At 71.7% G+C, this 14,506-nt stretch carries 11 protein-coding genes; 7 read left to right on the top strand and 4 right to left on the bottom strand.

The features are described 5' to 3' along the window. Nucleotides 1-197: 197 nt before the first annotated feature. A complete protein-coding gene (locus tag ADL29_RS34175; RefSeq protein ID WP_053927421.1) occupies nucleotides 198-1,766 on the bottom strand; it encodes an aldehyde dehydrogenase family protein in 1,569 nt (522 codons plus the stop codon). Nucleotides 1,767-2,479: 713 nt separating this feature from the next. Between ADL29_RS34175 and ADL29_RS34170 the strand changes: the two genes are divergently transcribed. Genes ADL29_RS34170 through ADL29_RS34160 form a run of 3 tightly spaced genes read left to right on the top strand, consistent with a single transcriptional unit; the run spans nucleotide 2,480 to nucleotide 6,843 of the window. After that, on the top strand, nucleotides 2,480-4,162 hold the full coding sequence (locus ADL29_RS34170; protein WP_053927418.1) for a thiamine pyrophosphate-binding protein: 1,683 nt from the start codon (nucleotides 2,480-2,482) through the stop codon (nucleotides 4,160-4,162). An 8-nt stretch (nucleotides 4,163-4,170) separates the two neighbouring features. Beyond that, on the top strand, nucleotides 4,171-5,442 hold the full coding sequence (frc, locus tag ADL29_RS34165; RefSeq protein WP_053927420.1) for a formyl-CoA transferase: 1,272 nt from the start codon (nucleotides 4,171-4,173) through the stop codon (nucleotides 5,440-5,442). A 24-nt stretch (nucleotides 5,443-5,466) separates the two neighbouring features. Beyond that, nucleotides 5,467-6,843, top strand: a complete 1,377-nt coding sequence (locus ADL29_RS34160) for an OFA family MFS transporter (protein ID WP_053927417.1) — start codon at nucleotides 5,467-5,469, stop codon at nucleotides 6,841-6,843. 28 nt (nucleotides 6,844-6,871) lie between these two features. Here the strand turns inward: ADL29_RS34160 and ADL29_RS34155 are convergent, their stop codons facing one another. Next, nucleotides 6,872-7,240, bottom strand: a complete 369-nt coding sequence (locus ADL29_RS34155) for a chorismate mutase (RefSeq protein WP_053927416.1) — start codon at nucleotides 7,238-7,240, stop codon at nucleotides 6,872-6,874. 180 nt (nucleotides 7,241-7,420) lie between these two features. Continuing rightward, nucleotides 7,421-8,098: a GntR family transcriptional regulator gene (locus tag ADL29_RS34150; protein ID WP_078971495.1), complete on the bottom strand. Its 678-nt coding sequence runs from the start codon at nucleotides 8,096-8,098 to the stop codon at nucleotides 7,421-7,423. 233 nt (nucleotides 8,099-8,331) lie between these two features. Here ADL29_RS34150 and ADL29_RS34145 point away from each other — a divergent pair, with 233 nt between their 5' ends. Beyond that, the gene (locus tag ADL29_RS34145) at nucleotides 8,332-9,573 is read left to right on the top strand and encodes an FAD-dependent monooxygenase (RefSeq protein WP_053927414.1); all 1,242 of its coding nucleotides are present in this window, start codon (nucleotides 8,332-8,334) and stop codon (nucleotides 9,571-9,573) included. A gap of 219 nt (nucleotides 9,574-9,792) precedes the next feature. Then, nucleotides 9,793-10,647 (top strand): formate dehydrogenase accessory sulfurtransferase FdhD, encoded by an 855-nt coding sequence (gene fdhD / locus ADL29_RS34140; RefSeq protein WP_046925165.1) that lies wholly within the window; start codon nucleotides 9,793-9,795, stop codon nucleotides 10,645-10,647. Nucleotides 10,648-10,663: 16 nt separating this feature from the next. Here the strand turns inward: fdhD and ADL29_RS34135 are convergent, their stop codons facing one another. After that, nucleotides 10,664-11,116 carry a MarR family winged helix-turn-helix transcriptional regulator gene (locus ADL29_RS34135; RefSeq protein ID WP_053927413.1) on the bottom strand — a complete coding sequence of 151 codons (453 nt, stop codon included), beginning with the start codon at nucleotides 11,114-11,116 and terminating at the stop codon, nucleotides 10,664-10,666. A gap of 153 nt (nucleotides 11,117-11,269) precedes the next feature. Between ADL29_RS34135 and ADL29_RS34130 the strand changes: the two genes are divergently transcribed. Both ADL29_RS34130 and ADL29_RS34125 read left to right on the top strand, forming a co-directional pair. Next, nucleotides 11,270-12,211 carry a quinone oxidoreductase family protein gene (locus ADL29_RS34130; RefSeq protein ID WP_053927412.1) on the top strand — a complete coding sequence of 314 codons (942 nt, stop codon included), beginning with the start codon at nucleotides 11,270-11,272 and terminating at the stop codon, nucleotides 12,209-12,211. A gap of 242 nt (nucleotides 12,212-12,453) precedes the next feature. Beyond that, the gene (locus ADL29_RS34125) at nucleotides 12,454-14,424 is read left to right on the top strand and encodes a sialidase family protein (RefSeq protein WP_078971494.1); all 1,971 of its coding nucleotides are present in this window, start codon (nucleotides 12,454-12,456) and stop codon (nucleotides 14,422-14,424) included. Nucleotides 14,425-14,506: the final 82 nt, after the last annotated feature.

The raw sequence follows: 14,506 nt of genomic DNA, 5'->3' as shown, positions 1-14,506 counted from the left end.
CGGGTGGGTAGGTGGGTGGGTGGGTGGCCAAGGGGCGCTGGGTGTCCTTGGTGCGGCACCGGGCGTCTGTTGGTGCGGCGCCGTGCGTTCCCGCTCCGAGCAGTGGAGCGGGAACGTGCGGTGCCGGCGGCGGGGAGGAGGGGCTGCCCTCCCCCGTTGGCCTGCGGTGATGTGCGCGGTGGGTGGCGGGCGGGCCGTTACGGCAGCAAGTGGTAGTCCGGGAAGTTGCCGGGGAGGCGCTCGGCGGGTGGGCCCTCGGTCACCGCGTGTACGAGGAGTTCGCCGCCCACGAAGGCGCCGCGCCAGGAGTTGCCGAAGCCGCCGAAGAGTTCCTCGCGGTCGCCGCGGGAGCGGGGTTTGCCGTGGCCGACCTTGAAGGCGCGGATCTGGGAGGCCAGGCGGGCGTAGGTATCGGGGTCGTCGGTGGAGAGGGTGGCGACCAGGGCGCCGTTGCTGGCGTTCATGGCGGCCAGCAGCTCCGCCTCCGTGTCGACCAGGACGATGGTGTCGACGGGGCCGAAGGGCTCTGCGTGGTGGAGGGGGGAGGACGGCGGTGGGGACAGGAGGGTGGTGGGGGGAAGGTAGGCGGAGGTGTCCTGGGAGGGGAGGAAGTGGCCGGCGGCCAGGTCGCCGCGGTGGAGGGGGACGGCGCCGCGGGAGATGGCCTCCGTGGTCAGGTCCGCGAGTTCCTTGGCCTTGGCGGCGTTGATGAGGGGGCCGTAGTCGAGGGCGGGCAGGGGGTCGTCCGGGGCGGCTACGGCCAGGGGGTGGCCGAAGCGGATGGCGCGTACGGCCGGGAGATAGGCCGTGAGGAAGTCGGCGAAGGCATCGCGCTGGACGACGAAGCGGGGGTAGGCGGTGCAGCGCTGTTTGGCGTAGTCGAAGGTCTTGTGGAGGAGAGGGGTCAGGGCTTCCCAGTCGGTGTAGTGCCAGATGGCCCAGGTGTTGAGGCCCTCTTGTTCGAGGATGTGGCGTTTGCCGAGGTCGGCGACGGCGGTGGCGACACGGGCGCCGGTGTCGCGACCGCCGACGAAGGAGACACAGTCGATTTCGGGGGCGCGGACGAGGGAGGGGGAGAGTTCGCTTCCGCTGCCGCTGAGGAGGGTTGCCGGGACGCCCTCGCGGGCCGCGAGGGCGCAGGCGAGCGTGAGGCAGGACAGACCGCCGTCGGTGGGGGTTTTGGCGATGACAGCGTTGCCGGCCAGGGCCTGGACCAGCATCGCGTGGATCAGGACCGACATGGGGTAGTTCCAGCTGGCGATGTTGCTGACCGGACCGGGGAGTGGCGACCGGTCGGTGAGCATGCGGTCGATTTCGGAGACGTACCAGCGGACGCCGTCGATGGCGCGGTCGACGTCTGCCTGGGCGAGTTTCCAGGGCTTGCCGATTTCCCATACGAGGAGCAGGGCGAGAAGTTCGCGGTGTTCGGTGAGGGCGTCGAGGGTGGCGCCGATGCGTGCCTTGCGTTCGGGGAGGGGCACGTGGCGCCAGGTGCGGTGCTGGTCAAGAGAGGCGCGTACGGCGTCCCGGGCGGCGGCCGCATCGAGGCGGGGCGGACCGGCGATGGGGGTGCCGTCCACCGGGCTGGTCGCGGGCAACGGGGAGCCGTCCGAGTGCCAGGCGGCGGCCCAGAGGTTACGGACATGGTCCTCGCGGAACGCCTCGGGGGCGGCGGCCAGGCTGCGCTGCCAGGCGTCCTGCCAGGACGTTCCGGGTTTGAGGGTGAGGGTGCTCGGGGTGGCAGGGGTTTCGGGGGTCGGTGCCATCGGTGCCATCTGTGTCTCCGCTCTCGGTGCACGGCCGGAGGGGCAGGGTGGTGGCGCTCGGGTGGATCTCGGCGGCTCTCGGGGAACCTTGTTACTGGACGGTAGTGGGGTGTGGCGGTCCGGGGGACGGTCCGGCGCCAGGTATGGCGAGTGTCACTCGGGGCGGGCGGGCGGACCACCGGGGAGGGCGCCGCCCGGGGCCCCGGACGAGCGGGAGTCATAGAGGACGCCTAGGGGGCCGTGCGGACGCATGGCCCTTGGTTCGGCCTTGGGGTGCAGTGAAGCATGCGGCGCGTTCGCCCGAGCGGCCACTCACCTGCCCCGCGCCGAGGCCAGGCGCACCCGCGAGCAGCCGGGGCCCGGCCGTCGGCCTGGACGTCACCCCTGGGCCGTCGGCCTGAACGTCCGTTCCGAGCGGCTCGCCGCCCGCCGGAGAGTCGCCGGCCCGATGGACAGGCAGGCTCCCGCCCGCCGGCGCTCGGCCACCGTGCGTCCGCTGGACAGAGGCACGCCAATGAGAGATAACGGATTTATACAGTATTCGTCGACTGTTGGCTGTATGCAATCTGCTGTATTCAATCTCTCCGCCGCGCGCCCAGAAAGGGGGAACAGCGGTACGCGCCTCCAGCTCGACCGGGCCCGAGCAGGCCCGCCCCAAGCTCAAGCTCAGGCTCAAGGCCATCCAGCCCCCTCACGAAGGGAAGCGATGCCTCATGCCCGACCACGCACAAGGCCTCATCTCCGGTGGGCACTTGGTCGCCAAAGCGCTCAAGGCGGAGGGGGTCGACGTCATCTACACCCTCTGCGGCGGCCACATCATCGATATCTACGACGGCTGCGCCGACGAGGGCATCGAGGTCATCGACGTCCGGCATGAGCAGGTCGCCGCGCACGCCGCGGACGGCCATGCCCGGATCACCGGCCGGCCCGGCTGTGCGGTGGTCACCGCGGGGCCCGGCACCACGGACGCGGTCACCGGGGTGGCCAACGCCTTGCGCGCCGAGTCTCCGATGCTGCTGATCGGGGGGCAGGGCACGCGCGGCCAGCACAAGATGGGCTCGCTGCAGGACCTCCCCCACGTCGACATGATGGCGCCGATCACCAAGTTCGCCGCCACCGTCCCGGAGACCGCGCGCGCCGCCGACATGGTCTCGATGGCGTTCCGCGAGTGCTTCCACGGCGCGCCGGGCCCGTCGTTCCTGGAGATCCCCCGGGACGTACTGGACGCCAGGGTGCCGCGCGAGCAGGCCCGGATTCCGCAGGCCGGGCGCTATCGCGCCTCGACCCGCTCGGCCGGCGACCCGGAGGCGGTGGAACGGCTCGCCGATCTCCTCGTACGGGCCGAGAAACCGGTGATTCTGCTGGGCAGTCAGGTGTGGACGACCCGGGCCACGGACGCGGCGACGGAGCTCGTGCGGACCTGCGACGTCCCCGCGTACATGAACGGCGCGGGCCGCGGCACGCTGCCGCCCGGCGATCCGCACCACTTCCAGCTCTCCCGCCGCCACGCCTTCGCCCATGCCGACCTGATCGTGGTCGTCGGCACGCCCTTCGACTTCCGGATGGGCTACGGCAAGCGCCTCTCCCCCGCGGCGACCGTCGTCCAGATCGACCTGGACTACCGGACGGTGGGCAAGAACCGTGACATCGACCTGGGCATCGTCGGGGACGCGTCACTGGTGCTGGCGGCCGTCGCCGAAGCCGCGTCCGGGCGGCTGAACGGCGGTGCGGGCAAGCGCAAGGAGTGGCGGGAGGAGCTGCGGGCGGCCGAGCTGGCCGCCGTCGGGAAGCGGCTGCCGCAGCTGCGCTCGGACGCCACCCCGATCCATCCGTACCGCCTGGTCAGCGAGATCAATGACTTTCTGACCGAGGACTCGGTCTACATCGGGGACGGCGGGGACATCGTCACCTTCTCCGGGCAGGTCGTCCAGCCCAGGTCGCCCGGCCACTGGATGGATCCGGGGCCGCTGGGCACCCTCGGCGTCGGGATCCCCTTCGTCCTCGCCGCCAAGCAGGCCCGTCCCGACAAGGAAGTGGTCGCCCTCTTCGGGGACGGCGCGTTCAGCCTCACCGGCTGGGACTTCGAGACCTTGGTCCGCTACGGCCTGCCGTTCGTCGGGATCGTCGGCAACAACTCCTCGATGAATCAGATCCGTTACGGCCAGAAGGCCAGGTACGGGGCGGAACGGGAGCGGGTCGGCAACACCCTCGGGGACGTGCCGTACGACAGGTTCGCCCGGATCCTCGGGGGCTACGGCGAGGAGGTCCGCGACCCCGCAGACATCGGCCCGGCGCTGCGGCGCGCCCGCGAGTCGGGCAAACCGTCGCTGGTCAATGTCTGGATCGATCCGGACGCCTACGCCCCCGGAACCATGAACCAGACCATGTACAAGTGATGATGGCCATGACCACGGCTCACGACGGCACTCACGGCAACACGGCTCACCAGGGCAAGGCCCTCGACGGCATACGGGTCCTCGATATGACCCATGTGCAGTCCGGTCCGTCCGCCACCCAGCTGCTCGCCTGGCTGGGCGCGGATGTGATCAAGCTGGAGGCGACCACCGGTGACATCACGCGCCGGCAGCTGCGCGACCTCCCCGACGTCGACTCCCTCTACTTCACGATGCTCAACTGCAACAAGCGCAGCATCACCCTCAACACCAAGACGGAGCGCGGGAAGGAGCTGCTGGCGGAGCTGATCCGGCGCAGCGACGTCCTGGTGGAGAACTTCGGGCCGGGCGCGGTGGACCGGATGGGCTTCACCTGGGAGCGCGTCCGGGAGATCAATCCGCGGATCGTCTACGCCTCGGTCAAGGGCTTCGGCGACGGCCCGTACACCGGTTTCAAGGCGTACGAGGTGGTGGCGCAGGCGATGGGCGGGGCGATGGCGACGACCGGTTTCGAGGACGGGCCGCCGCTCGCGACCGGCGCGCAGATCGGCGACTCGGGGACGGGTGTGCACTGCGTCGCCGGGATCCTCGCAGCGCTCTACCAGCGCGAGCGCACCGGCCGGGGGCAGCGGGTCCAGGTGGCGATGCAGCACGCGGTGCTCAATCTGTGCCGCGTCAAGCTGCGCGACCAACAGCGCCTGGCGCACGGGCCGTTGGCGGAGTATCCGAACGAGAATTTCGGGGACGAGGTGCCGCGCAGCGGGAATGCGAGCGGGGGCGGACAGCCGGGGTGGGCGGTGCGGTGCGCGCCCGGCGGGCCCAACGACTATGTCTATGTGATCGTGCAGCCGGCCGGCTGGCGACCGCTGACCGAGCTGATCGGGCGGCCGGAGCTGGCCGAGGACCCGGAGTGGGCGACGCCGGAGGCCCGGCTGCCCCGGCTGCCCAAGCTGTTCCGGCTGATCGAGGAGTGGAGCCGCACGCTGCCCAAGTGGGAGGTGCTGGAACGGCTGAATGCGCACCACATCCCTTGTGGGCCGGTCCTTTCGACGAGGGAGATCGTCGAGGATGCGTCGCTGGCCGCCAACGGGATGGTCGTCGAGGTCGAGCATCCGCAGCGCGGGACCTTCACCACCGTCGGCTCGCCGCTGAAGCTGTCCGACTCCCCCGTCGAGATCGACCGCTCGCCGCTGCTCGGCGAGCACAACGACGAGGTGTACGGGGGTGAGCTGGGGCTCGGGGACGCGGAGCTGCGGCGGCTCAGGGCGGCGGGGGTGATCTGATGGACCGTCACGAAAGGGGATGAGATGAGCGCAGACAGGGAACGGCGTCCGACGGCGGCCGCGTTGCGGGACGTCACGGCCGGCAACGGCCGTGTCTATCGCACCGGCGAGACGGACCGGGAGCTGCTCGGCCATTCCCGCAAGCTGATGGTGTATCTGCCGTGGGTCGCCATGATGGCCATCAGCGTTTCGGAGTACGCATACGGTTCGGCACAGGACACCCTCTCGGGGGCCCATCACTGGACGCAGAGCGACACCTTCTGGATTCTGAGCGTCTGGGTCTTCTTCCAGGCGGGTATCGCCTTTCCGGCCGGCTGGCTGCGCGAGCGGGGCATGCTGAGCGCCCGTAAGGCGATGTTCCTCGGGGCGGCGCTCTGCCTCATCGGCTTTGTCGCGCTCGCTCATCTGGACACGGTGTTCCTGGCCCTCTGCGGCTTCGGCGTGGTCGGCGGCGTCGGGTCCGGGCTCGTCTATGCCACATGCATCAATATGGTCGGCAAGTGGTTCCCCGAGCGGCGGGGCGCGAGGACGGGATGGGTGAACGGCGGATTCGCGTACGGCGCGGTGCCCTTCATCTTTCTCTTCACCTACAGCTTCGACACCGGCAATTACGCCGAGATGCTGGACCTCATCGGCGTGTACATCCTTCTGGTGGTGTGCGTCTGCGCCTGGTTCTTCAAGGATCCGCCGAAGAACTGGTGGCCCGCCGGTATCGCCCCTCCCCCGAGCTCACGGCTCCGTTCGAGAAATCCGCCCGCGGTGCGGCAGTTCACCCCCAAGGAAGCCATCCGGAGCGGAATGCTCCCGCTGATGTGGGTCACCTTCGTCCTGACCGCCGGGGTCTCGATCTTCGGGATTTCCTTCCAGGTGGATTTCGCCAGGGAAGTCGGCTTCGGCCCGCTGGTCGCCGCCTCGTCGATGGGCGTGATGTCCGTCATCAACGGTGTCGGACGGGCCGCGATGGGCTGGCTGTCCGATCTGTGGGGACGAAAGCCGACCCTGGTGTGCGTCATCGTTGTCCTGGGGCTGGCGCAATTCGGTGTGATCTGGGCCGGCACCCTCCACAGCCAAGGGCTCTTCCTGTTCTTCGCCTTCCTCTCGGGATTCGGCGGCGGCGCGTTCTACCCGTTGTTCGCGGCGCTGACCCCGGACTACTTCGGCGAGAACCACAACGCCACCCATTACGGACTGGTCTACAGCGGAAAGCTGGTCAGCGGCCTGTTCGGCGGCGGGCTGGGCTCGATGGCGGTCGGCGCCTGGGGATACAACGGCGCCTATGCGCTGGCCGGTGGCACATCGATGGTGGCGGCGGCGTGCGCGCTGCTGCTGCACCAGCCGGGACGTCCCCGGCTACGGGATGTGCCACCCGATCCGCAGCCGATCAGCCGGGAGGTGAGGTGACGGACGGCGGGCGGGCCGTCCGCCCGGCTCAGCCGTCGGCCGGTCCGTTCTGGGTGCTCAGCGTCCTGTCGGCGATCGCCTGGTGATGCCGGACGACCTCGTCGATGATGAAGTTCAGGAATTTCTCCGCGAACCCCGGATCCAGCCGGGCGTCCTCCGCCAGCCTCCGCAGCCGCTCGATCTGCGCCGCCTCCCGGGCCGGGTCGGCGGGCGGCAGGCTGTGCCGGGCCTTGAGCTCGCCGACCTGCTGGGTGCACTTGAAGCGTTCGGCGAGCAGATGCACCAGGGCGGCGTCGAGGTTGTCGATGCTGCCGCGCAGATAGCGCAGCCGCTCCCGGGCCGCCTCGTCGGCAACCGCGGCCGCCTCGCCCGCGGACGGTGCTGTCCCCTCGCTCATACGCCTCTCGCCATTCGTGGTCGGTGCTGTCTGTGATCGTGACCGGGTGCACATTACCCGGGCGGGGGTGCGGGAGCGGGCCGGTCTCGCGGATCGGAACGAGGGTGTACAACGAGGCTGTACGAGGGGCGTACGACGGGGCCGCTGCAGCTGTCCCGTGCGCCCGGGCGCTTCCGCTCCTCAGGAACGCTCGCGCTCGTGGTATGTACGGCGGGTGTGCTCGGTGTGCGCCCGCATCAGCTCGGTGGCCCGCCCTTCGTCCCGGGCGGCGATCGCCGCGATCAGCTCACGGTGCTCGCTCCACGACTGCTTGCCGCGCTGCCGGGCCACCGGCGTGTAGTACCAGCGCACCCGCCGCCCCACCTGCGCGGCCAGCTCGGCGAGCACCGCATTGCCGGCCAGCTCCATCACCTTCGCGTGGAATGCGGCATTGGTTGCCACCGCTTCCTCCACGTCGTCCTGTGCCACCGCGCGCTCGCCCTGGGCGCACAGCCGCTCCAGCTCCGCGATCCCGGCCGACCCGGCGTTCGCCGCCGCGAGCCGGGCCGCCTCGGCCTCCAGCAGCGTACGGACCGTCAGCAGCTGGTCCGCCTCCTCCTCGGTCGGCTCGTGCACAAAGGCACCCTGCGCCGGACGCAGATCGACCCAGCCGTCGGTGCTGAGCCGCTGGAGCGCCTCGCGGACCGGCTGCCGGGAGACCCCGAGATGACCGGCGAGCTCGCTCTCGACCAGATGCTGACCGGGGCGCAGCGCGCGGGTGGTGATCAGCTCGAGCAGGGTCTCGTAGACGCGCTCGCGCAGCGGCCCGGGCCGTTCGAGCCTCGGCACGGCTCCCTGCGGCAGCCCTGTGGACAGCATCGAGGCCCCCTTTGACGCATGGGTTTTCGTCTACAGTCTACCGAGCGTGCCCAGCGGGCGGGCGGCCCACCACAGAGAGTGACCTGGTGACGCACGCCACCGGTCCGGTCGGCATATTCGCCAATTTCCCTGACAATGAGGCTGGTTGAGCCGGGCCGACCGACCATCGGCCGTCGGCGCGACACCGGACAGGGGGATGTGTGAACAGCAGCAGGGGCACGGACAGTATCCGGATGGACGGGGCGGAGGTCGCCGTTGTCGGCGGCAGCATCGCGGGCTGCGCCACGGCGCTCGCCGCGCACCGCGCCGGAGCGGGCCGGATCACGGTCCATGAACGCACCGCCGGACACCTCGCCGACCGCGGTGTCGGCCTCGCCGTCCACGACGCCCGGTATGCCGAGCTGGCCGCCGCGGGCTATCTGGACGCGGGCATGCCGTGGGTGCAGCTGACCACCCGTCGCTGGTACGTGCGCGACGGGTGGTCAGCTGCACCCCTGGGCCGGCTCATCGGCGTCATGCCGTTCCCGTTCCGGACGTACTGCTGGGGGCCGCTCTGGCGGGAGCTGCGGCAGCGGCTGCCCGGGACGGTCGACTTCCGTACGGGAGTGACGGTACGTCAGGTCGTCGGCGCGGCGGACGGTGCGGAGCTGCACCTCGACGGGGCCGGGCCGGCCCGTACCGAACGGTTCGACCTGGTCATCGGCGCCGACGGATACCGGTCGGTGGTCCGCGACGCCGCGTTCCCGGGCATCCGGACCGGCTTTGCGGGCTATCTCGCCTGGCGCGGCGCGGTACCGGCCGAGCGTCTGACGGCGCTGGACCTCCCGGGCCTGCCGTCGGATCCCTGGGCGGAGGAGGACATGATCTATGCCGTCTTCCCCGGCGGCCATGTCGTCGTCTACCGCATCCCGGACGGCAACGGCGGCCACCGCGCCAACTGGGTCCTCTACACCGCCCCGCCCGCAGGCGTCGACCTGGCGCTGGACACCCCCACCAGCCTGCCGCCCGGCACCCTGACCGAGGACCTGCACCGCCATCTCGCCCATGTCGCCGACGAGTTGCTGCCGCCGTACTGGGGCGGGCTGATCCGCCTGACGCCGCCTCAGGAGTGTTTCATCCAGCCGATGTACGACTTCACGGCGCCGTGCTACACCGCCGGGCGGCTGGTACTGGCGGGCGATGCGGCGACCGTGGCCCGTCCGCACACCGGTGCCGGGGCGGTGAAGGCGCTGCAGGACGCCGCCGCCCTGGAGGCCGCGCTGCGGGCGGTTGCCGAGCGGCCGGATGCGCTCGAGGCGTACGGCACCGAGCGCGGCGCGGCCGGCCGGGCGATGGTCGAGCTGGGGCGGCGGCTGGGCCACACGCTCGTCCAACGGACCCCGCAGTGGGGGACGCTGGACCAGGCCGGGCTGGATGCGGCGTGGGCGGCGGCCGACGGGTCGGGGGCGTTCGGCGGGCGTGAACTGAAGGGCTGAAGGACTGAAGGGCTCAGGGGCGTCGGCTGCTGCGAGCGGGGCGTTGCCGTACCCGACCCATGGGCGGGCATGGAGGGGAGGGAGGGGAGGGATACTGTAGACAATATTCGCAATATTCGGCCGTCCCACTCGGGCCCCTCCGTGCAGGACAATGAAATCGCCAGGCGGCGGGCCACCACATCCAGCAGCGCCGAATCGACCGAGTAGGACTGATCAGCCATGGGACGGGTCACCGAGCGACGCCGCGTCATCCGCATCCGCGACGGAGTCGTGAGCACCCGCCCGGACACCCTGGTCGCCGAGGAGCCGCTGGAGATCCGGCTGGACGGCAAGCCGCTGGCGATCACCATGCGGACCCCGGGCGATGATTTCGCGCTGGCCGCGGGCTTCCTGGTCAGCGAGGGCGTCATCGGGCGGGCGGACGAGGTGGCGAACATCGTCTACTGCGCGGGGGCGACGGACGACGGCTCGAACACGTACAACGTCGTGGACGTGCGGCTGGCCGCCGGCGTCCCCGTGCCGGACATCACCCTGGCGCGCAATGTCTATACGACGTCCTCGTGCGGGCTGTGCGGGAAGGCCAGTCTGGATGCGGTGCGTACCCAGGCACGCTGGGCGCTGGACACCTCCCCCGACACTCCGGTCCGTATGGAGCCGGCGACGCTGGCCGCCCTCCCCGACCGGCTCCGGGCCGCGCAGCGGGTCTTCGAGCGGACCGGGGGCCTGCATGCGGCGGCGCTGTTCAGCACGGACGGGGAGCTGCTCGACGTCCGGGAGGACGTGGGACGTCATAACGCCGTCGACAAGGTCGTCGGGCGGGCGCTGCAGCAGGGGCTGTTGCCGCTGTCGTCCGCGGTGCTGATGGTGTCCGGGCGGGCGTCCTTCGAGCTGGCGCAGAAGGCCGTGATGGCGGGCATCCCGGTGCTGGCGGCGGTCTCCGCGCCGTCCTCGCTGGCCGTCGACCTGGCCGCGGAGACCGGGCTGACCCTGGTCGGGTTCCTGCGCGGCAGCTCCATGAACGTGTACGCGGGAGAGCACCGCCTCGCCCTGCACGAGGCCGCCACCACGGGCTGAGGCGGCGCGCGTCGCGCTACCGCGGCAGCGCGATCCTGGTCAGCAGGGCGATCAACTGCTCGCGCTCCGCCGGGGTCAGGTCCGCGGTGAGCCGCTCGTTCGCCTCGTCGCCGAGCTTTTCGGTGCGGCGCAGCCGGTGCTCGCCGGCGGACGAGATCTCGATGGCGTTCTTGCGCCGGTCCTTGGGGTCGGGCGTGCGGGTGACCAGCCCGTCCTTCTGGAGGTCATTGACGATCGCCACGATGTCCTTGGGGTCGATGCCCAGCGTCCGGCCGAGTTCGGCCTGCGATACGGGGCCGAGTTCGGCGACCGCCGAGAGCACGGCGTGATGCATCATCCGCATGCCTTCGGCGGCGAGCGCGTCGGCGACGAGCCGGTGGCCCCGGGCGGCGGCGCGGCCCAGCAGCCAGCTGGGGAGCGCGCGGATGCGGGAGGGGGCGTAGGCGTGGTGGTCGTGGTCGTCGGACATGGGACCACCGTATCCCAGAAACCATTGGCGCCCCCAACGGTTTTGTGGTTACTGTTGGGGCACCCAATGAATCCCGGTCGGGATGGGCCTGCGCCCAGGCCATGAGTGCAGGTCATGCGCGTGCCGACCGATGTCCCCTGGAGGTGACGGCCCATGCGCCGTGTCCGGTTTCATGCCTACGGCGGCCCCGAGGTCCTGTGCGTCGAGGAGGCCGAGAGCCCGGTGCCCGGCCCCGGCGAGCTGCTGGTGCGCACCGAGGCGATCGGGGTGACGCTGCCGTGTGTGCGCCGGGTGCGCGGGGACGGCAAGGGCGGCGGCGATCCCCTGCCGAGCATGCCCGGAGGCGAGATCGCCGGGGAGGTCGTCGCCCTCGGCCCGGACGTCACCGGCTTTGCGGTGGGCGACCGCGTCACCTCGCTGACCTTCAAGGGCTCCTACGCCGAACTCGCCCTCGCGCCCGCTTTCCTGGCGAGCCGGATACCGGACGGGGCGAGCGCCGTCGAGGCGGTCGCCCTGGTGCGCAGCGGCCAGGTCGCGCTGGCGGCGCTGAGCACCGCGGCGCCGGCCGGCACCGAGTCCGTACTGATCACCGGGGCGGCCAGCGCCACCGGGCACCTCGCCGTCCAACTGGCCAAGCTCCAGGGGGTGCCGCGGGTGGTGGCCGCCGTCGGCTCCGCGGACAAGGCGGAGTTCCTGTACGGGCTCGGGGCCGACGAGGTGGTCACCTATGACCAGGAGTCCTGGAGCGAGCCGGTGGACATCGTGCTGGACGGCGTCGGCGGCGAGCTGCTGCCGCGGGCCCTGGCGGCGCTCGCCGAGGGCGGCCGGCTGATCTTCTTCAACTCCGGCGGCGGTACGGTCCCGGCGTACGAGCTCCTGGCGGGTTCGAAGACCATCACCGGGCTGACCATGCGGCGCTTCGCCACCGTCCACCGGGAGCGGTACGAGCGGCACGAGGCACAGCTGTGGGAGCTGGCCGGATCGGGGCGGCTGCGGGCCGCCGTGCACGCCGAACTGCCGCTGGCCGAGGCCGCGAAGGCGCACGAGATCATCGAGGCGCGGGCCAATCTCGGCAAGGTGGTGCTGCGGCCGTGAGGGGCGGGCGGCCGGGGCGGGCGCGCCGGGTGTCCCGCCGGACGCACACGGCGCAGTGCCTGCGGGCCGGGCGGGTGAAATCCGGTCCCCGCGCGGCGAACCGACGGCGAACTGACACAGGCTCACTGACACAGGCTCCTTGTCGCGGTCCGCACGCCGCAGTAGCTTCCGTCGCGGATGCACCTAGGACGTTGGATGTCCTGATGACCCGTCGCCGAACCCTCGAAAGGGCAGGCCGGACCATGACGTCAGTTCTCCGCGCACACCCCAGCCCCCGCAGCAGACCACGGCGGCGCCACGCCGTGGCCGGTCTCGCCGCGCTCACCGCCGGCGTCCTCGCCGTTCTCCCCGTCACCCCCGCACAGGCCGCGCCCGATCCGGCGCCGGAGACGGCTCCCCAGGCCCCCGCCGGGGGCTTCGACCAGCAGGTTCTCTTCACTGCCGCGCGCGAGAAGGGCTATTCCTGCTTCCGCATACCGGCGATCGTCAAGACCCGCAGCGGCACCCTGCTCGCGTTCGCCGAGGGACGGGTGCACGACTGCGGCGACGCGGGCGACATCGACCTCGTGCTCAAACGCTCCACCGACGGCGGCCGCACCTGGGGCCCGCTCCAGGTGATCAACCACGGTGACGGCGACACGCACGGCAACCCGGCCCCCCTCGTGGACCGCCGCACCGGCCGCATCGTCATCGCCGAGACCTACAACAAGGGCCGCACCGACGGCCTGAGCTGCGATGTCCCCTGTGACCGCACCCCGCACCTGCAGTACAGCGACGACGACGGCGCCACCTGGTCCGCGCCCCGGGACCTGACCCCCACCATCCGGCCGCCCGAGTGGAACTCCTGGTACGCCACCGGGCCCGTCCACGGCATCCAGCTCACCCGGGGCCGGCACGCGGGCCGTCTGGTCGTCGGCATCAACGCGGAGGGCTACGCCCAGGGCCGGGTCACCGAAAACCACGCGGCCCTGGTGCACAGCGACGACGGCGGCCGCACCTGGAAGGTCGGCGCGCTGGACACCTGGCCGATCGCCGGGGACGGCACGTTCCGTCAGAAGCCCTCCGAGATGACGCTCCTGGAGCGCACCGACGGCTCGATCTACGTGAACGGCCGCGAACAGGACGGTACGGACCTGGGCCACCGCACCGCCGCCGTCAGCCGCGACGGCGGCGACTCCTTCACCGGGCCGTTCCGCGCGATCCCCGACCTCTACTCCCCCATGGTGCAGGCCTCGGCGCTGCGCCTGCCCCGCTCCCGGGCCGCCGGCCGCGGCCACACCCGTACCCTCTTCGCCGCACCCGCCGACCCCGACCGGCGCCGCACCATGACCATCCGCTCCTCCTGGGACGAGGGCCGCACCTGGGAGGGCGTCGACCGGGGCGCACGGGTCACCACCGACTGGTCCGGCTACTCCGACATGGCCTCCCTCTCCCCCGACGTCACCGGTCTGCTCTACGAGGGCGGCAAGGCCGACGCCCGCGAGGAGATCCGCTTCGTCCGCTTCACCGAGGAGTGGCTCGGGCCCCGCCGCGGCCCGGACCCCACGACCCCGGACGACGCCCCGGGCGCCCGCCCGGCGCTCGTCCTGGGCGGCGCCCGCAGCACCGACGGCGTCTTCGGCGACGCGCTGGCCTTTGACGGCAAGGACGACGCCGTACGCCTCCCGTACCGCGACTCGCTCCCCCTCGGCACCCACGACTTCACCTGCAGCCTCTTCTTCCGCTACGACGCCACCACCGGGGAGCAGCCGATGCTCTGGATGGGCGGCGTGGGCAGCAGATCGCCGCAGGTCGCGGTGAGCGCCGACCCCGCGCACCACCGGATCACCGCCCATATCACCGCCGTCGACGGCGCCCGGCCGCCCGTCACCGCGCAGGTCGTGTCCAACGGCGCGTACAACGACGGCCGCTGGCACCATCTCGCGCTGCGCCGTAGCGGCGGCCGGCTGATGCTCACCGTGGACCTCGTCGACACCACGAGCGTCCCGGACGTCCCGGGCTCGGTGAGCCGCGGCTCGGTCTTCGGCGTCCATCTCGGGCAAAAGGTGGACAGCCGCGCCCAGTTCACGGGCGCGCTGGACGAGGTCAGCGTCTACCGGCGGGCCCTGACCGATGAGCAGCTGACCGGGGTCGGCACCTCCGACGCTGCCGCCGGGGGGCCGCTGGTGCTGCGGCTGGCGCTCGACCGGGTGCACGGGGGCGACCAGGGCTGAGGCGCTGCGTGCCGCCTGCGCGCCCGGCCGGGTCTCGGCCCCGCTGGGCCGGGCGGCCGTGCGCGCCGTCGAGTCCGGACTC

The organism is Streptomyces chattanoogensis (assembly GCF_001294335.1).
In the GTDB taxonomy this organism is placed as follows: domain Bacteria; phylum Actinomycetota; class Actinomycetes; order Streptomycetales; family Streptomycetaceae; genus Streptomyces; species Streptomyces chattanoogensis.
Note: the sequence above shows the minus strand (reverse complement) of the source record. Positions and strands in the feature narration are given on the sequence as shown.